16 protein-coding genes are annotated in these 17,059 nt (G+C 44.8%); 9 read left to right on the top strand and 7 right to left on the bottom strand.

The window, feature by feature from the left end; all coding sequences use genetic code 11:
- Positions 1-134: 134 nt before the first annotated feature.
- Together R7Z77_RS01475 and rlmF are read left to right on the top strand one after the other, a co-directional pair.
- A complete protein-coding gene (locus R7Z77_RS01475; protein ID WP_053350412.1) occupies positions 135-650 on the top strand; it encodes a M48 family metallopeptidase in 516 nt (171 codons plus the stop codon).
- Entirely contained in the window at positions 637-1,764 is a 1,128-nt protein-coding gene (rlmF, locus tag R7Z77_RS01470) for a 23S rRNA (adenine(1618)-N(6))-methyltransferase RlmF (RefSeq protein WP_053350411.1), read from the top strand. The genes R7Z77_RS01475 and rlmF overlap by 14 nt, the downstream gene beginning before the upstream one ends.
- 72 nt (positions 1,765-1,836) lie before the next feature.
- Here the strand turns inward: rlmF and R7Z77_RS01465 are convergent, their stop codons facing one another.
- From R7Z77_RS01465 to R7Z77_RS01440, 6 genes are all read right to left on the bottom strand, one after another.
- The gene (locus R7Z77_RS01465) at positions 1,837-2,157 is read right to left on the bottom strand and encodes a hypothetical protein (protein WP_053350410.1); all 321 of its coding nucleotides are present in this window, start codon (positions 2,155-2,157) and stop codon (positions 1,837-1,839) included.
- A 70-nt stretch (positions 2,158-2,227) separates the two neighbouring features.
- Positions 2,228-3,823 (bottom strand): S41 family peptidase, encoded by a 1,596-nt coding sequence (locus R7Z77_RS01460; protein ID WP_054574071.1) that lies wholly within the window; start codon positions 3,821-3,823, stop codon positions 2,228-2,230.
- 364 nt (positions 3,824-4,187) lie between these two features.
- Positions 4,188-4,952, bottom strand: coding sequence for a hypothetical protein (locus R7Z77_RS01455; protein ID WP_064353850.1), 765 nt, complete (start codon positions 4,950-4,952; stop codon positions 4,188-4,190).
- A gap of 30 nt (positions 4,953-4,982) precedes the next feature.
- Positions 4,983-5,657, bottom strand: coding sequence for a GntR family transcriptional regulator (locus R7Z77_RS01450; protein ID WP_005377862.1), 675 nt, complete (start codon positions 5,655-5,657; stop codon positions 4,983-4,985).
- 152 nt (positions 5,658-5,809) lie between these two features.
- Complete coding sequence (locus tag R7Z77_RS01445; protein ID WP_213967398.1) at positions 5,810-7,342, bottom strand: aldehyde dehydrogenase (NADP(+)); 1,533 nt, start codon at positions 7,340-7,342, stop codon at positions 5,810-5,812.
- A 21-nt stretch (positions 7,343-7,363) separates the two neighbouring features.
- Positions 7,364-8,365 carry a 4-hydroxyproline epimerase gene (locus R7Z77_RS01440; RefSeq protein WP_047008677.1) on the bottom strand — a complete coding sequence of 334 codons (1,002 nt, stop codon included), beginning with the start codon at positions 8,363-8,365 and terminating at the stop codon, positions 7,364-7,366.
- Between the two features lie 109 nt (positions 8,366-8,474).
- Here R7Z77_RS01440 and R7Z77_RS01435 point away from each other — a divergent pair, with 109 nt between their 5' ends.
- From R7Z77_RS01435 to R7Z77_RS01405, 7 genes are all read left to right on the top strand, one after another.
- Positions 8,475-9,731, top strand: coding sequence for an NAD(P)/FAD-dependent oxidoreductase (locus tag R7Z77_RS01435; protein WP_213913847.1), 1,257 nt, complete (start codon positions 8,475-8,477; stop codon positions 9,729-9,731).
- Positions 9,732-9,855: 124 nt separating this feature from the next.
- Positions 9,856-10,929, top strand: coding sequence for a polyamine ABC transporter substrate-binding protein (locus R7Z77_RS01430; protein WP_017633955.1), 1,074 nt, complete (start codon positions 9,856-9,858; stop codon positions 10,927-10,929).
- A gap of 87 nt (positions 10,930-11,016) precedes the next feature.
- Positions 11,017-11,991: an ornithine cyclodeaminase family protein gene (locus R7Z77_RS01425; RefSeq protein ID WP_005389759.1), complete on the top strand. Its 975-nt coding sequence runs from the start codon at positions 11,017-11,019 to the stop codon at positions 11,989-11,991.
- 56 nt (positions 11,992-12,047) lie between these two features.
- Positions 12,048-12,962 (top strand): dihydrodipicolinate synthase family protein, encoded by a 915-nt coding sequence (locus R7Z77_RS01420; RefSeq protein ID WP_005377851.1) that lies wholly within the window; start codon positions 12,048-12,050, stop codon positions 12,960-12,962.
- Between the two features lie 73 nt (positions 12,963-13,035).
- Positions 13,036-14,157, top strand: coding sequence for an ABC transporter ATP-binding protein (locus R7Z77_RS01415; protein ID WP_048626301.1), 1,122 nt, complete (start codon positions 13,036-13,038; stop codon positions 14,155-14,157).
- Positions 14,154-15,434, top strand: coding sequence for an ABC transporter permease (locus R7Z77_RS01410; RefSeq protein WP_064353853.1), 1,281 nt, complete (start codon positions 14,154-14,156; stop codon positions 15,432-15,434). The genes R7Z77_RS01415 and R7Z77_RS01410 overlap by 4 nt, the downstream gene beginning before the upstream one ends.
- 2 nt (positions 15,435-15,436) lie before the next feature.
- Positions 15,437-16,285, top strand: a complete 849-nt coding sequence (locus R7Z77_RS01405) for an ABC transporter permease (RefSeq protein ID WP_064353854.1) — start codon at positions 15,437-15,439, stop codon at positions 16,283-16,285.
- 120 nt (positions 16,286-16,405) lie between these two features.
- Here the strand turns inward: R7Z77_RS01405 and R7Z77_RS01400 are convergent, their stop codons facing one another.
- Positions 16,406-16,840 (bottom strand): hypothetical protein, encoded by a 435-nt coding sequence (locus tag R7Z77_RS01400; protein ID WP_318136583.1) that lies wholly within the window; start codon positions 16,838-16,840, stop codon positions 16,406-16,408.
- Positions 16,841-17,059 lie beyond the last annotated feature (219 nt).

The raw sequence follows: 17,059 nt of genomic DNA, 5'->3' as shown, positions 1-17,059 counted from the left end.
TTTCTCTCCATTATCATTGGGAGGCGAAGTTTAACGGCCTTTCACCATAAATGAAAGGCGAAAGCTAAGGTGAAACTGTCCTTTATCTCAGGTATATTGAGCGCCTTTATTTTGTCATAACAGACGTTAACTCTATGCATCCGTCACTTCGATACATTCAGGGCTACCCACAAAACATCGTAGAGCAGGTGAGCTCATTGATAGCGAGTGGCAAGTTTGTTCCTTGGTTCGAAAAGCGTTATTCCGATAGGCACCAAATCAAAAGCGAAAGGGCGCTCTATGAGTACGCCATGGCAATCAAAAACCGCTACATGAAGAAAGCCGCGCCAATCAGTAAAGTTGTCTACGATAAGAAAATTCACGCGGTAAACAACGCGCTTGGTTTGCACAGTGTAATCAGTAGAAACCATGGCGGTAAGCTGAAGTCGAAAAACGAGATTCGCATTGCCAATGTATTTAAAGATGCGCCCGAGCCACTATTAAGAATGCTGGTGGTACATGAGTTGGCACATACTCGTGAGAAAAACCACGACAAGGCGTTCTATCAGTTATGTTGCTATATGGAGCCTGAGTATCACCAACTCGAATTTGATGCTCGTTTGTTTATGATTTACCTCGATTTAAAAGCGAATTTGAATGAAGAACAATAATCACAACGCGAAGCAAGCAAAGCCAAAGGCTTCAATGGCGGGTCAGAAGAAAGACGCGAATAAAGACAAGCCGAAGCGTGTTAAAGACAAAGTTGCGCGCAAATCCCCTCAGCCTGCAGGAAAGAGCGAAGTCGAGTTCATAAAAATAGCGAAGAATGGTTTGCATGAGCGTAATGTTCATCGAGGTCGTTACGATTTTAAAAAACTCGTGGAAAGTGAACCACAGTTAAAGCCATTCGTTATCAAAAATCCGAAAGGGGAAGATTCCATAAACTTCTCTGATCCTAACGCGGTTAAAATGCTCAATAAAGCATTGCTTGCTGCGTATTATGGTGTCGAGTTCTGGGACATTCCCGACACCTACCTTTGCCCACCGATTCCGGGCCGCGCTGATTACATTCACCGAGTGGCAGAACTACTTGATAGTGAAGTAAAAGGTCAGTACGCGCACCAAAAAGTGAAAGCGTTGGACATTGGCGTGGGAGCAAACTGTATTTATCCGATTGTTGGTGTAACAAAATACGGTTGGCACTATACGGGCAGCGATGTCGATCCAAAATCCATCCAATCGGCTCAAACGATCGTAGAGCACAATCGTGTTTTGAAGGGAAAAATTGCACTGGTACAGCAATACAATGATGCCAATATTTATCGAGGTATCATTCAACCGAATGATCGTTATGATGTGACGACATGTAATCCGCCATTCCACCGTTCGGCGGAAGATGCCGCTATGGGCAGCCAGCGTAAAATCGATAATCTAAAAGCAAACCAGCGCAAGAAAGGGCTAAAACCTCAAACCGCACCAGTAAAGACAAGTAAGCCTGCGTTGAATTTTGGCGGTCAAAACGCTGAATTGTGGTGTGAAGGCGGAGAAGCGGCGTTTATCCGAAAAATGGCGAATGAAAGCCAAGCTTTTGCCGCGCAGGTTTTGTGGTTTACAACACTCATATCCAAAAAAGACAACGTTCGCCCGATGCGCAAGCAGCTTGAAAAATTGGGTGTGAAAGCCATTCGTGTGGTTGAAATGAGCCAAGGACAGAAAGTGAGCCGCTTTGTAGCTTGGTCATACATGGATAAGCAACAGCGCAAAGCATGGATTGAACTAAAGTAACGTTGACCGTTTCACACTGAACAATAAAGTAGGAAGCCCGCTGATATCAGCGGGCTTCTCTTTTTGGGAGATCTAAAACTTAATGATGGGCTCACAATCTAGTGAACTGAGAGTGACAAAGGTATCTGTTTTGGCGTAGTACAAGCCACAGGTTTCACCTCTTATCTGCAACGTATATTGGTCTGGAAGATCCGTATAGCTGCCATCCAGCAGTTGATTGTTGTTACCTTTTACTCGTCCTTTTTCAATCAACAAATGCGGTGAGGATTCAAATACGTTATTTGCGATTCTAGGTGCTGGTGTCCCTTGGATTTCTGCGATCGCGTTTTGAATTTCTATGACTGTTTCCGGAGAGTTCTTTTTACTCAATGCTTCAACGGGTTCTTGTGACATAGCTTGACATCCTATCAAAGAAATTGAAGTGCCTAGGAAAAGCGCAACCCGAATCAGCATTCGTAAAAAGTTAGTTGATCTCAACATGAATTGCCTCTGTTCGTAGCGGAGAGCGAAGATCGCTTAACTCCGGAGATGAAATGTTACGCGGCATGGCGTTGAAACTTGAAGGGGATACTGGCGGACAGGTTCCTGTTTCCATGTAGTTTAGCGCCGCAGAAAGCATACCTTCAGACGGATCGCCTAATGGTTTTGTTAGGTCATCATTGACCCAGCAACCTTCCACTCTATTGTTTAAGCCTAGCTCGGTATTGATTTGGCTCTTTGGAGTAGGAATAAAACCATCAGCGAAGTCGCCAAATTTTTTCTCGTTCGCCGACTTGAACTGAATAGTGTAGTACATAGTGCCGCAGTTTTGTTCTGGTGAGAACCCATACGGTTTACCTGTGGTTGTTGAACCTATTTGGATAACCTCCACATCAATGCCGCGCAAAGCGTTGATTAGCAGTTCACTTGAGGAAGCCGTGCCTCCTGAAGTCAGCACATATACGCGCTTTTTGTTCAGTGTCGGAAGCACTTGATCCGAATATTTCTGTGCTGCCCAGTCTATTGCTAGATTCGTAAAGCGATAGATGTTATCCCCATCTTTAATGGTACGCATCACTTTGTCATTATGAATCAACTCACTGAAGACTCGGTTCTGACCAGCACCGCTTAGCATGTAGCCTACTTGCGAGGACTGAAGGACTAAGCCACCGCCGTTGTAACGTAAATCAACGACGATCTCGTCAACATTTTCTGCTGAGAGCGTACTGAACGCCTCAATAAGCGGGGCTTGAGCGCTTGGTTCAAAGGAGTTGTATTGCAGATAGCCGATCCGCATACCATTTTGTGTAATCACTTTGGCATTTTTAACTGGAGAGGTCATGACATCAGAGGCGGTAAGCGTCACGGTTTTCTCTAGACCGCCAACACTCTCAAATGTGAAGGTGTAATCTTGATTGATGTCAGGGTTAAAGAGCGTTTTATTAATAAAATCAATGTCGGACTGACTACCGGTGTTAACCACATCAATATTATTGATTTTCAGAAGCTTATCACCACGAGCAATGCCGCTTCTATCAGCTGGCGAGGCTTCTTCAGTGTAGGAAATACGAACGTCTCGAGGTTGTACGCCACGTAGGAATGCCCAGTTAAAACCAAATCCAGCAACTAAACCGGATTGCGATGATTTCATATCATCCTCATAAGGGACGGTAAAATGGAAGCGATCTTTTGGTTTACCCGTCGCGGTAGTAGCAGAGGTGACCAGCGTATTGAAGTAATCAGTAACAGTTTTGTAGTTTGCTGGATTATTATCAGGAACCTCGTCGTACCATAGATACGTTTCGTTAGTAAAAGCTCTTAAAAAGAGTTTTTCGTGTAATGCAGAGCCCAATTTATCTGGATAGGCGGCATAGTTGTCATATGGGTCCAGTCCGACGCGGGGCGTTTCACATTGGTTGATAAACGTTTTCGACGATTGGCTAAAATCATGAACTTTCCATGTTGGACCGTTTGCACTGCTAGTGGACGGAGTAGGTGATGAGCTATCACCGCCGCCACCGCCACAGCCTTGTAATAATGCGAGAGTGACTGCCGTTGCTAAAGAATACTTAAATTTCACTTTTCTATGTCCTTATAAATAATAGAATTATAATTATGTGTTTTGCTTTTGTTTTTATTAGCTAGGTGAATGTATTAATTTAATTTTTTCGTCTGCAAATTTATAGTTAAATAGTGTGAGGTAAATAACGTAAAAAAGTTGTCTTTTATCCTTAAGCTAAATTAGTCATTACTTAAGTTTTCTGTCTATTTCAAAAGATCTAACAAGACAATTAATAAGTGTGAAATTAAGACAAGTTCTTAGTTGACTAAGCGATGCTTGCTAAATAAAAATCAGAATTAGATTCAGGAAACGCTTTGAATCAATAATTTGGTAGGGGTATATGATGTTATCTGGGATTTGTTTGATTTATTTGTCTGATGCTTTAACTTAATTTAGTGAGTTGAGCGACGTGCTTTAATAGGCTTCCGTCAATGTTAGGTATATCATCAGCGAAAAATATCTGAGCACCGGGAGTGCAGCGCATTAATATATTTGTTAGTTCACCTTCATTGTTGGAAGTGTTAACTGCGTTAAGTTTCGCTAATTTATTACAAAGCTCGTCCTCTATTTGCACTTTCTGCTCTTCGGTGAGCCTAATGCGACCTATACATACGCCTGGGTTGATATCATGAGAAAGCGAATCTTGTTGAAATCGCTCTTTGAATAAGGTGTCTAATGCCGTACCTTCTTCCATAATAAATCGACGACCAGAACGGTAAAACAAGCCGTCTCCGAAGTTTTCGACATATCCTAGAATTTCCGCGATACGCAAATAGAATCGTAAGCTTGTATCAGAAAGTCCGTAAGTTTGGGCTATCTCTTGCGGTTTAATATCACGAGAAGTCAGCATATAAATAAAATCAAGTAAATAAGGATGCTCAACGAAAAGGGCGCTCTCTTCATCTGTTAGCATTTGCTCGTTTTGGTGCTGAAGCTCGTTGGCTAAGGTTGCGAGTTCGATGAGATCGGTATTCAGGTAGTTCAGATAAATAAGTACTTTATCCAAACCTAAAGCTGGATTATGTAGGTGGCGTTTAATACTAGATAAAGGGATGCCACTTTTCTCTGACAAGGAATTGTAGCAAAGCCCTTCTTCTTTAATCTTTTGTCGTAGCGCTGCAAGTAAAAACTTTGGTCCAACATTCATCCTTGAATATCACCTTATTCGTTATTCCATTTACTGGCTGATATTTTGCCTTTCAAGCAGCAGGTTTCGAATCGCTGTGCCTGCTTCTAGAATATGCTTTTTCAGTAGGTACTTGGCGCCTTCGATATCGCGATTTTGGCACATTTCAAACAAGCTTAAGTGCTCTTCTTCTGCCTTTTTAATGCCTGTAGTAAACAATAGCTGCATGCGTATGTATCGGTCACACTTTGTGTTCAGGTTGTAAATGACGTCCATAGTTTCAGGCATGTTGGCTGGCGCATATAGGGCTTTGTGGAACTCGTAGTTGTAGTTGCTCCATTCTTCTACTTCGTCGCCACTGTTCACTACTGACTCGAAACGTTCGCGAACTTCGCGCGCGCGTTCAAGGTCAGCGTCTGTCATATTTTGAATCGCGCGCTCTAAAATGTGGCATTCCACGACAGCGCGCAGTTCAAATAGCTCATTGATTTTCTCTGGAGATAGCTCAGTGACCGTCGCACCTTTGTGAGGTTCAAAGCTAACGAGTCCTTGTGCTTCCAATTGAACTAACGCTTCACGCACAGGAATTCGGCTAACATTAAACTCTTTTGCTAACGCATCTTGACGTAAAGGTTGACCAGTTTTTAACTCGCCCTTCAAGATCTGAGTTCGAATTGCTTCCTCAACGAGCTGAGTGCGCGTTTTAAAAACAGGTTTCTGTGACATTGAAGTCTCCCGTGAAATTAATATTGTATCCAATCCATTTTACTTTAGTAGTTTATTGTTTTTCTGGCACAAACCAACTAGGAAAGAAGGTTTTGAGAAGTAGAGTGAAATAAAAGGCATCAGTTGATGCCTTTTTGAGCCATTTGTTGATCTTATTGGGACACACTGCCATCTATGGCGCGTTGGATACCCAGTGGGTTCGACGCTTTTAATGAATCCGGCAATAAAGATTCTGGCAAAGCTTGATAAGCGACCGGACGCAACCAACGATGAATAGCCTCCGCACCGACAGATGTTGAGGCAGAATTGGTTGAAGCCGGATATGGTCCACCATGAACCATAGCGTAACCAACCTCGACGCCAGTTGGCCAACCGTTGAATACAAGGCGTCCGGCGATTTCTTCCAAACTTGGAAGCAGTTGCTTGGCTTGTTCTTCGTCTTCAGCGGTAGCGTGAAGGGTTGCGGTGAGCGATCCAGTCAGTGAATCACTCAGTTTCAACATGTCATCGAAATCTTCACAGATTACGATTAACGATTGAGGACCAAATATTTCTTCCTCCCATTGTGGGTTTTTACGCCAGTTTTTACTGTCCGTCACGAACAGTGCTGGTGAGACATTGGTCGCTTCTGCTTGTTCAGAACGAGTGACGTTAATGCCTGTTTCGGAAGTTCGCTTATCCACTTCGGATTCATATGTTTCTCGGATTCCTTGCGTTAGCAAAGTGGCCGTTGATTGTTGTCGAATTAACCCTTGAGCGGTTTCGATAAAGGCTTGCGTTTCTGGGCTATTCAAGACAAATACAACGCCTGGTTTTGTACAAAATTGTCCACAGCCCAAAGTCATAGAAGCCACAAACTCTTCAGCCAATGAGGCGTTTGCTCGTATGGCTGAAGGGAGAATAAATGTTGGGTTAATCGCCCCTAGTTCACCATAGAAGGGGATTGGCTCTGGTCTTTGCTGAGCTAGATTGAACAGCGCACGGCCACCACCGACGGAGCCTGTAAACCCAACCCCTTTAATTTTTGGATGGGTAACGAGTGCTTGGCCAAGTGCGCGTTTGTTGCCTTGCAATAGCGTGAAGATGGCTTGCGGTAAGCACTCTTTCTCCAGTGCAGCCTCAATACACTCTGCAACAAGTTGACTGGTGCCAGGGTGGGCGGTATGGCCTTTTACAATCACAGGACAGCCAGCTGCCAGTGCCGAAGCCGTATCACCACCTGCCGTAGAAAATGCGAGCGGAAAATTAGACGCACCAAACACGGCGACAGGGCCAATTGCGATTTGTTGACGGCGAATATCTGGTTTTGGCAGTGGTTGACGGTTTGGGTTTGGCGTATCGAAAATTGCTTGATGGTGATTACCCGATCTCACAACCTCGGCAAATAGTCTTAATTGGTTCGCGGTACGTCCTATTTCGCCGCTTAAACGTGCTTCGGGAAGGGCAGTTTCTAAATGAGCACGAGCAACGATTTCTTCACTCTTCACTTCCAATTCAGAGGCGATAGAGCAAAGTAAGCTCGATCGCTTTGCATTACTTAGTTGGCGAAACTCACGCGCAACGTTTTGGGCGGCTGAGGCGGCTTGATTAACTTCTTGCTCTCCATGTACCGGAAACGCAATAGGTAGAGGCTCACCAGTAAAGGCGTTGACTGCGTAAAAAGTGGTTGGTTCTTGTGGGTTCATCATTCTTCCTTACTATCCTTATTACTTCACTTCAAATCCGTACGCATATGGATCTTCATCGTCTACCCATATTGTGTTGTGACCGTATACTTGTGCCCATCCTTCAATACTTGGCAAAATAGCGGCTTTGCCATTCACTTCGGTAATGCCTTCTATACGTCCTTGAAATAGGCTGCCGATGATACTTTCGTGAACAAAGTCTTCTCCTTGATTGAGTTTGCCTCTTGCATGCCATTGCGCCATGCGTGCACTAGTACCCGTACCACATGGCGAGCGATCCAACGCTTTGTCGCCGTAAAACACAGCATTTCGAGCGGTGGCGTTTTCTTGAGTGGGCTCTCCGGTCCATAGCACGTGAGAAACACCGCACACTGTCGGATCTTCTGGATGTACGCACTCAACCGCTCGAGATACCGCTTCGCGAACTTTTGGAGAAAGCATCAAAATTTCATCTGGAGAGTAGTGTTCAAGTCCGGCGTAGTTTTCTTGAGGGTCGACGATTACGTAATAGTTTCCGCCATAAGCAACATCGACAGTGAGCTCACCTAAGCCCTCTATGTCCACGGTTACGTCTTGGTGGGCAAGGTAAGCCGGTACGTTAAATATCTTTACCGACGTGACCTTGTCACCTTTTGTTTGGTAGTGCACTTCGATTTGTCCTGCTGGGACATCAAGTATCAAACGACCTTCTTTTTGGGGAGTGATAAGGCGATTTTCGATAGCGGTGGTGACGGTTCCAATGGTGCCGTGGCCACACATTGGTAAGCAGCCACTGGTTTCAATAAACAGAATTGAAGCGTCTGCGTTATCGCTGCAAGGAGGCAAGACAACGGACCCCGACATCATCGAGTGTCCGCGAGGCTCAAACATGAGTGCCTGACGAATCCAATCATAATGCTCAAGAAAGTATTGGCGCTTTTCGCTCATGGTATTGCCTTCGAGTGGAGGCACACCGCCTGCTACCAGCCTAACTGGGTTGCCGCAGGTGTGGGCATCAATACAGAAAAAAGTTCCTTGTCTCATTTTTCGCTCCTTGCTGAAAAAATGGTTGAATTAAACAATAGTGATGTTAACGTAATGTAAAATATATTGTATACAATCTACGTTTTCAAGTGTGACTCGGAGCATATTTATGTTGGTCAAGGATGAAACTAAAAAGGAAAGGATCGCTGTGATAGGTGCGGGGATTATTGGTTTATCAATTGGCTTGAAATTGCAGCAGCAAGGTTATCAAGTCACGATTTTTGATCCCAATGGCGTGGGGAATGGATGCTCTAAGGGAAATGCAGGCCATATCGCGACTGAGCAAATCTTCCCTCTTGCAACGCCAGCGCTGCTTCCACAATTACCTAAAATGCTGCTAGATCCCAAAAGTCCGGTTTCGATCCGTTGGCAAGATATTCCAAACACAATCGGGTGGATGATTCGTTTTCTATTACAAACCAAGCCATCAGCCGCGGAGCGGGCAAAAAACGCGATTAAGAGTCTTAACGAGCGGTCAGTGGCAAGTTGGCGTGGCGTGCTTGATTCAATCGGAAAAGCGCATCTAATAAAAATGAATGGTTCATTGCTCACTTTTGAAAACGAGAAACTGTTTCAGAATTATCAAAGCACGCTTAACTCACTGGCTAAAAACGGTGTGGCGTATCAAGTTTGGACACAAGAGGCGATTCGAGAGCGGATACCTGATCTCAGCCATAAGGTTCGTGTCGGCGTCTTTTTTCCCGATACAGGTCATACGCTAGACCCTTATCAGCTCTGTGTTGAGCTAAGTGAAGCTTTTGAAGTTCTTGGCGGTAAGGTTTTACAAAACGGTGTATCTGCGTTGGCGAAAAATGGCGAGGTGCTGGTTGAGTCTCAAACGTATTCATTTGACCGAATCATTGTTGCTGCTGGTGTACATTCTAAGCCTTTGATACGGCAGCTAACCGGAGTCAAAGTGCCTATTCAAGCCGAGCGAGGTTATCACCTAATGGTGGACGACAAGCATGATGTACTGCCATTTCCTATTAGCTCTGCCGATAGAAAATTCATCATGACTCCGATGTCTGGTGGGCTACGCTTGGCAGGCACTGTTGAGTATGCCGATGTAGAGTCACCACCCAATATGAAACGTTCAGAAATGCTTTTTAAGTTAGGTGATGAGATGTTTGAATCGGGGTTACATCCACTCAAGCAAGGAGAAAAGTGGATGGGTAATCGGCCTTCAACAGTCGACTCGTTACCGGTTATTGATAGCATTTGGGATGGAAATGTATTACTGGCATTTGGCCACCAACACCTTGGATTAACTCAAGCGGCGATTACGGCAGATCTCCTTTTAGAGCTTATCGAAGGAAAGCCGACATCGATTGATCTTTCACCTTTTTCATTACAACGATTTGCCTGAAAAATTTAATATTAAATATTGTATAAAATATATTAGATGCTAATGTTAACTTAATTTTAACAAAAACTGGTATCCAACAGCCGTACTCGGATGCCTCCAGAAAAACAACCAAAAGGAGTAAAACATGTCACGAATGACCAAAGCACCATTGGCGCTGTTGATTTCAGGAATGCTGTTGGGGACCTCTGCTTATGCTGAAGACAAATTGACGGTCGTATCTTGGGGTGGTGCATTCACCAAGAGCCAAGTGGAGGCATATCATAAGCCTTTCATTAAAAAAACAGGTGTTGAGATCGTATCCGAGGATTTCAGCGGCGGATTAGCCGAAATTAAAGCACAGGTGGAAGCGAACAATGTGCGCTGGGATTTGGTTTCTCTCGACAAGCCGGACATTGTTCGTGGTTGTGCAGAAGGGCTATTAGAACCAGTGAGCCCAAGTATTTTGCCTCCGGGAGCTGATGGAACACCAGCACAAGAGGATTTTATTGATGGTGCGATTCACGAATGCGCAATCAATACCATCGTTGTGTCCACTGTATTAGCGGTGAACGAAGACGCGTTTAAAGGTAAGGCTTTGCCAAGCAAGTTGACCGATCTTTTTGACCTAAAAACTTTTCCAGGTCGACGTGCATTGCAAAAACAACCTCAGGGCAATCTTGAGTGGGCACTATTGGCTGATGGTGTAAAGCCAGAAGAGGTCTACAGCCTGCTCGAAACCGAAGCGGGGCGTGAGCGTGCTTTTGCTAAGTTGGATACGATCAAATCAGAAGTACTGTGGTGGACAACAGGTGCCCAGCCACCTCAAATGCTTGCAGACAAAGAAGTGGTGATCGCCTCGGCGTTTAACGGCCGAATCCACAATGCCCGTAAAGACGAAGGTCAACCATTTCGGATTATATGGGACCGTCAAATGGGTTACATGAATGGATGGGCGATACCTAAAGGGAGTGAGAACACAAAGCTTGCATTGGACTTTATTGCTTTTTCTTCAGGAACAAAACCATTAGCTGATCAAGCTAAGTACGTTGCCTATGGGCCTACGCGTAAGTCGTCTTCGGCGGAGGTGAACCCAGACATTTTAGCGAACCTTCCTACCGCACCTCAAAACTTCCAAACTGCCTTCCTGATTAACGATGAATGGTGGTCAGACTACGCGGATGAACTCAATGAAGAGTTCAACACCTGGCTGCTTAACTAGGCGTTAATTTTTGTATGGGACCGAGTTTTCATCCATAAGCGAGGTTCCGTACTTTTCCTCAACTGTATTTATGTTTTCGGAGAAATAATGAAAGTCATCGAAGCACAGCAAGTCGCGCAATGTTTAACAATGGAGTCTCTTATTGAAACGATGCGTGAAATGTACTCGCGGCCAGCAACAATACCTCAACGCCGAGTTATGCCCTTAGAAGAGGGAGAATACGAGGCGTTTGCGCTACTTCCAGCTTGGAACCAGGAGTTGATTGCGGTGAAAGCCTTTACGTATTTCCCGCATAACCCTGAGCAAGGCAAAGATACGCTTGCATCTAAGCTGCTTGTTTTCAGACGAAACGATGGTGAGCCGCTCGCACTCGTGGACGGTAAAGTTTTAACGTTTTGGCGCACCGCCGCAGCTTCTGCGTTGGCAGCGGACTATTTAGCGCGTCCGGATGCTGATCGTCTGTTGATCTTCGGAACGGGCAATCTTGCGCCTTATTTTGCGTGGGCATACGCTGCGGTTCGCCCACTTAAGCAGGTTTATATTTGGGGGCGTAACTCAGACAAAGCCGAGGCGACGGTAGATGCCATTGTGTCATCTTCAGAGTATCAGTCGCTTCCTGATGAGCGTCGGTTCCGTGTTTCAGTCGTAGAAAATGTGGACCACGTTATCAAACACGTTGACATCATCAGCTGTATTACCGCATCAGCAGAGCCTTTGTTTAATGGCGCAGACGTGCAGCCGGGCACCCATATTGATTTGGTCGGTAATCATGACTTGGATAAGCGTGAATGCGACTCCGAAGCAGTGCAACGAGCACAGGTGTATGTTGATAGCCGTATTAATGTATTAGCCGAAGCGGGCGATCTTCTCATTCCAATTCAAGAGGGCGTGTTCACGTCAGACGATATTAAAGGGGAATTACCGCAGCTTTGCGCCCAACAAATCTCAGGACGTCAAAACGATGAGGTCATTACTTTATACAAATCAGTTGGCAGTGCTTTGGCTGATTTGGCCGCTGTAAAGGCGGTGTTGTTAGAAAATGGCATAGATAGCCATGCCTGAGCATTTTTGCTCGTTCATTTAAATTGCATACAATATACATATAAGGAAAGTAGTTCATGAAAATTGATTGGAAAGGTGTTTATCCGGCGGTCAGTACGCAATTTCGTCAAGATCAGTCAATCGACTTAGACGCAACGCAAACTGTTATAGATAACCAAATTAAAGATGGTGTGAATGGCATTATCTGCTTGGGTACTGTCGGTGAGAACTGTGCGTTGTACCCGGAGGAGAAACGCCAGGTCTTGCAAGCGGCAAAAGAAGTCGTAAATGGCCGTGTGCCTTTGATTGCTGGTACAGCAGAGTCTATTACCACAGCAGCTGTTGATTACATGCAGGATGCGTACAAAATTGGTATCGATGGTTGTATGGTGATGCCTGCCATGGTTTACCGCACGTCTGAGAGCGAAACGTTCGAATATTACCGCACGCTAGCAGAAGCAACGCCAGAAATGCCAATCATGATTTACAACAACCCGGTTGCTTATGGTGTCGATGTAAACCTCGACATCATGGCGAAACTGGCTGAGTTTGAAAGTATTGTAGCTATCAAAGAGTCGACCACTGATACTCGTCGTATCACCGAGCTTTACAATAAATTTGATGACCGCTTTACCGTGTTCAGTGGTGTTGATGACATCGCTCTTGAATCATTGATGCTAGGTGCGACCGGCTGGATTTCTGGTTTAACCAACGCATTCCCAGAAGAGTCCGTTGCGATTTATAAACTGGCAAGCCAAGGTCGTTATGCTGAAGCGTTAGAGATCTACCGTTGGTTCTTACCCCTACTGCGTTTAGACACCATTCCTACGCTGGTTCAGTGCATAAAATTGGCCGAGCAAGTCTGCGGACGTGGTTCTGAACAAGTTCGTGCGCCACGCCAACTCTTACAAGGTGAAGAGCGTCAACAAGTCATTCAAATGGTTGAACATGCGTTAGAAACCCGCTTAGACCTATCCAAATACAATCTGTAATTGTGCTGTTTAGTAGAGCGTTAACTGACGCTCTACTCATTCGTAATATTCAAAAAATGAGAAGAGGGAAGTCATGAGCACGGAAAACAAGGACTATGTCAGCTTTCAACACGTTAAGAAAACCTACGATGGCACGAATTTGGTGGTGAAAGACTTCAACTTAGATATTGCTCCTGGAGAGTTCGTTACTATGTTGGGGCCGTCAGGATCGGGCAAGACCACTTGCTTGATGATGCTAGCAGGCTTTGAAACTGCGACCGGTGGAGACATTTATATTGATGGCGTTCCTGTCAATCATCTCGCGCCGCACAAGCGTGATATTGGTATGGTGTTTCAAAACTATGCGTTGTTTCCACATATGACCATTGCTGAGAATCTTGCGTTTCCTTTAAAGGTGCGAAAACTCGACAGTGACACGATTCAAAGCAAAGTTCAGAGTGTATTAGAAATGGTCGAGCTTGAGCATGTTGCGACTCGATACCCGAAGCAGTTATCAGGTGGTCAACAACAGCGTGTTGCGTTAGCGCGAGCATTAGTGTTTGAGCCTAAACTCGTGTTGATGGATGAACCACTAGGCGCGTTAGATAAGCAGCTGCGTGAGCAAATGCAGATGGAAATTAAACATTTGCATGAAAAGCTTGGCATTACCATTTTGTATGTGACGCACGATCAAGACGAAGCTCTCACTATGTCCGACCGTATTGCGGTTTTTAATCACGGCGAAGTGCAACAACTCGCGACACCAACCGAGCTTTATGAATCTCCGAGTAATACGTTTGTTGCGCAGTTTATCGGAGAAAACAACCAACTCTCAGGTTTAGTCAAAGAGTGGAACGGAAAGTATTGCCAAGTGCTCGTTGGGAAAGAGTTATTTACTGCGAAACCTGTCAGAGTCTCTGAGCAAGGGCAGAGAACAACACTTTCCATTCGACCAGAAAAGATTGTTATTCAACCAGAGAAAGCGTCTTGTGAGAACCAAGTCTCGGGCGTCCTACGAGAATTGATTTATCACGGTGATCATTATCGTCTGGTCGTCGAAGTAGAGAGCGTTGGTCACTTCATCGTTAAAGTACCTAACGATAATCGTAAACACTTGCAGTTAACGCCTGGCTCAATTTGTCGTATTGGTTGGCAAAGTGACGATTGCCATGCTCTTGATGGGACACAAACTCAAAGTAGCGAGGTAGCAGCATGAGTCGAGAGCTAACCGCATTAGATTCTGTATTGGAAATCGAACGCCAAGTTCATGAGCAAGAAACCAATCTGAAAGCGCAGCTGCAAAAGGCAGAGCGCCGAAAAAAGCTTCGCTCCATTATGCTCACAACGCCATTGGTGTGTTTTATTCTGCTTACGTTTGCTTTTCCTATCCTCGACATGCTTTTTCGAAGCGTGGATAACCGAGAAATATCCCAGTCACTCCCACAAACTATTCAAGCTTTAGAAAGTTGGGATTATCAAGGTCAGCCTCATCAAGAAGTCATTGAGGCATTCTCTGTTGAGGTACTTGCGCTTTATCAAAGCAAAGAGCTACCGAAAATAGCCAACCGGATGAATATTGAAGAGTCTGGTATGCGCAGTTTACTCATGAAAACCGGCAGAAAGTTGTCTCGGTTGACGTCGCTGCCGATCTCGGTGACACAGTTGGCTAAGCTGGATAAGCGTTGGGCTAATCCTAAATATTGGGCGGCGTTTAAGAATCTTAGTGGCGCATTAACATTCAGTCATTATCTTGCAGCGCTAGACTTGCAAGTGAATGAGTTTGGAGACATTGAGCCCCAACCAGAAAAACGCCAAATATACGTCGACCTTTTCTTTAAAACTTTTTGGATGTCTATTTCAATCACCTTAACTTGTTTGGTGATGGCGTACCCCGTTGCTTACCTGCTTGCCAATTTACCTGATAAGCGCGCGAACTTACTTTTAATTATTGTGCTGCTGCCATTTTGGACATCATTGTTAGTCAGAACCACGTCTTGGATTGTTCTGCTGCAAAACCAAGGGGTCATTAATGATCTCCTTATTTGGTCGGGTTTTACTTCTGAGCGAATTCAGATGATTCACAATACCTTCGGAACGGTGGTGTCTATGGTGCACATTCTGTTGCCTTTTATGATCCTGCCTCTGTATAGCGTAATGAAAGGAATTAGCCCAACTTATTTCCGAGCCGCTCGTTCTCTAGGCGCGACGCCTTTCATTGCGTTCATCAAAGTTTATATGCCGCTTACGTTACCGGGTATAGGTGCGGGGGCCTTGCTTACTTTCATTCTTTCTATTGGCTTCTACATTACGCCCGCTTTGGTTGGTGGAAGAAGCGGACAGATGATCTCCAATATGATTGCCTATCATATGCAGACATCACTGAACTGGGGGATGGCTGGCGCATTGGGTGGACTGCTTTTGTTCGTTGTACTGGTTCTGTTTTATATGTTCAACCGTGTGGTTGGCATTAACAACCTTAAGGTAGGGGGATAACCATGGCATTACCAAACTATGCATCAAAAGTAGAGCGAGTTGCTTACGCAGGTTACTTAGCTTTTTGTGGGGTGGTGCTGTTCTTTTTAATCGCTCCAATTCTGACCATCATCCCGTTATCGTTTAATGCAACGCCTTACTTTACTTTTACCGAGGGGATTTTAAACCTTGACTCGGCAGCGTATTCTACTCGCTGGTATCAAGAAATGTTTACTAGTGATCAGTGGCTGTTGGCGCTGAAAAACAGCACGTTTATTGCTTTTATGGCGACACTCGTTGCAACAGGGCTAGGAACTCTGGCGGCGTTGGGTTTAGCAAGTAGTAACTTGCCTTTTCGCAATACGATTATGGCGCTGTTGATCTCACCCATGATCGTACCAGTCATTATCTCTGCTGCTGCGATGTACTTTTTCTACACACGCTTTGGCTTATCACAAACTTATTTAGGCATCATTTTGGCACACGCTGCGTTAGGTACGCCTTTTGTCGTCATTACCGTTACTGCGACGTTAAGCGGCTTTGACCATAGCTTGGTAAAAGCGGCGGCTAGCTTAGGCGCAAACCCTGTTTATACTTTCAGACACATTACCTTTCCACTGATTCGTCCGGGGATGATATCTGGCGGCTTGTTTGCTTTTGGCACCTCGTTCGACGAGGTTGTGGTGGCGTTATTCCTGACTGGGGCAGAACAAAAAACCGTTCCGAGGCAGATGTGGTCAGGAATTCGAGAGCAAATTAGTCCGACCATATTGGCGGTCGCTACGTTGTTGATTTTTATGTCGGTGTGTTTGCTCGTGACATTAGAAGTTTTGCGTAGACGTAATGTACGCATTCGAGGCATTCAAGAGTAACCAAACTTTTTCTTTGTTGGTCACTTTGCACTTTTGTTTAGGGGCACCTCAATTTTTGACCAAATGCGCCTCATTGTAGGCGCTTGTCTTTTTTGTGTATCTTCAGCGATGACTGACATATCACTCTGGTAGCTTAATGCCAGCTTGCTCGAAACGTGCCAAAGGCGACTTGTTTGATTGCTGATACCAACTAGCTGGCATGTTTGATTTAAGTCGCGCTTTTTCTTCCTTGCTAATCACAACATAATGCAAAAACGTATCAAGTGTGGTTCCCATCACTTCAAATGTCATTTCCCCATCTTTGCTGATGGCTTTCAATAACCCAACCACGGCTTCCTCAGGGACTAACGGTTCAACCACCGCCTTTTTTCGCTCTTTTATTGATGTTGAAGCGGGCAGTCTTGCACGTGCCGTCTCCCAACAAACTTTGTTGGTTTTACTGACAAGGTTGTGCTTGTAGCAGTAGTAACTGAATAAAAAGCGTGGCAGGTTTTGCCAGCGTTCGGCTTGGACTTCTAACCAAAGATGTTGTAGCTCAATATCAGCGTCGGTCATAGGAGTTGTTTAGCAAAAAGAAAAGAAACCATTTTATCGCTTTTGTGAGGAGCAATAAAAGATATTTGAATGGAAAGATAAACAACTAGTTGATCAATATTACTAAAGCAAATCGATTTCTGGCAAGCTCGTGCAACGGCAACTCGAGTACCAAAAACTGACACCGTCACGTTCAGTTGTTAACAAAATGTTTCATCTTGTCTTGCGAGTAGATTATAT

This window comes from Vibrio sp. 1401 (assembly GCF_033340295.1).
This window is presented reverse-complemented; position numbering and strand designations above follow the sequence as displayed.

Coding starts and splice junctions, on each gene's coding strand:
- R7Z77_RS01440 (WP_047008677.1), bottom strand. CDS start 8,365: ATGAGACAAGGAACTTTTTTCTGTATTGATGCCCACACCTGCGGCAAC.
- R7Z77_RS01445 (WP_213967398.1), bottom strand. CDS start 7,342: ATGAACCCACAAGAACCAACCACTTTTTACGCAGTCAACGCCTTTACT.
- R7Z77_RS01465 (WP_053350410.1), bottom strand. CDS start 2,157: ATGTCACAAGAACCCGTTGAAGCATTGAGTAAAAAGAACTCTCCGGAA.
- R7Z77_RS01475 (WP_053350412.1), top strand. CDS start 135: ATGCATCCGTCACTTCGATACATTCAGGGCTACCCACAAAACATCGTA.
- R7Z77_RS01455 (WP_064353850.1), bottom strand. CDS start 4,952: ATGAATGTTGGACCAAAGTTTTTACTTGCAGCGCTACGACAAAAGATT.
- R7Z77_RS01415 (WP_048626301.1), top strand. CDS start 13,036: ATGAGCACGGAAAACAAGGACTATGTCAGCTTTCAACACGTTAAGAAA.
- rlmF (WP_053350411.1), top strand. CDS start 637: ATGAAGAACAATAATCACAACGCGAAGCAAGCAAAGCCAAAGGCTTCA.
- R7Z77_RS01410 (WP_064353853.1), top strand. CDS start 14,154: ATGAGTCGAGAGCTAACCGCATTAGATTCTGTATTGGAAATCGAACGC.
- R7Z77_RS01405 (WP_064353854.1), top strand. CDS start 15,437: ATGGCATTACCAAACTATGCATCAAAAGTAGAGCGAGTTGCTTACGCA.
- R7Z77_RS01425 (WP_005389759.1), top strand. CDS start 11,017: ATGAAAGTCATCGAAGCACAGCAAGTCGCGCAATGTTTAACAATGGAG.
- R7Z77_RS01450 (WP_005377862.1), bottom strand. CDS start 5,657: ATGTCACAGAAACCTGTTTTTAAAACGCGCACTCAGCTCGTTGAGGAA.
- R7Z77_RS01400 (WP_318136583.1), bottom strand. CDS start 16,840: ATGACCGACGCTGATATTGAGCTACAACATCTTTGGTTAGAAGTCCAA.
- R7Z77_RS01430 (WP_017633955.1), top strand. CDS start 9,856: ATGTCACGAATGACCAAAGCACCATTGGCGCTGTTGATTTCAGGAATG.
- R7Z77_RS01435 (WP_213913847.1), top strand. CDS start 8,475: ATGTTGGTCAAGGATGAAACTAAAAAGGAAAGGATCGCTGTGATAGGT.
- R7Z77_RS01420 (WP_005377851.1), top strand. CDS start 12,048: ATGAAAATTGATTGGAAAGGTGTTTATCCGGCGGTCAGTACGCAATTT.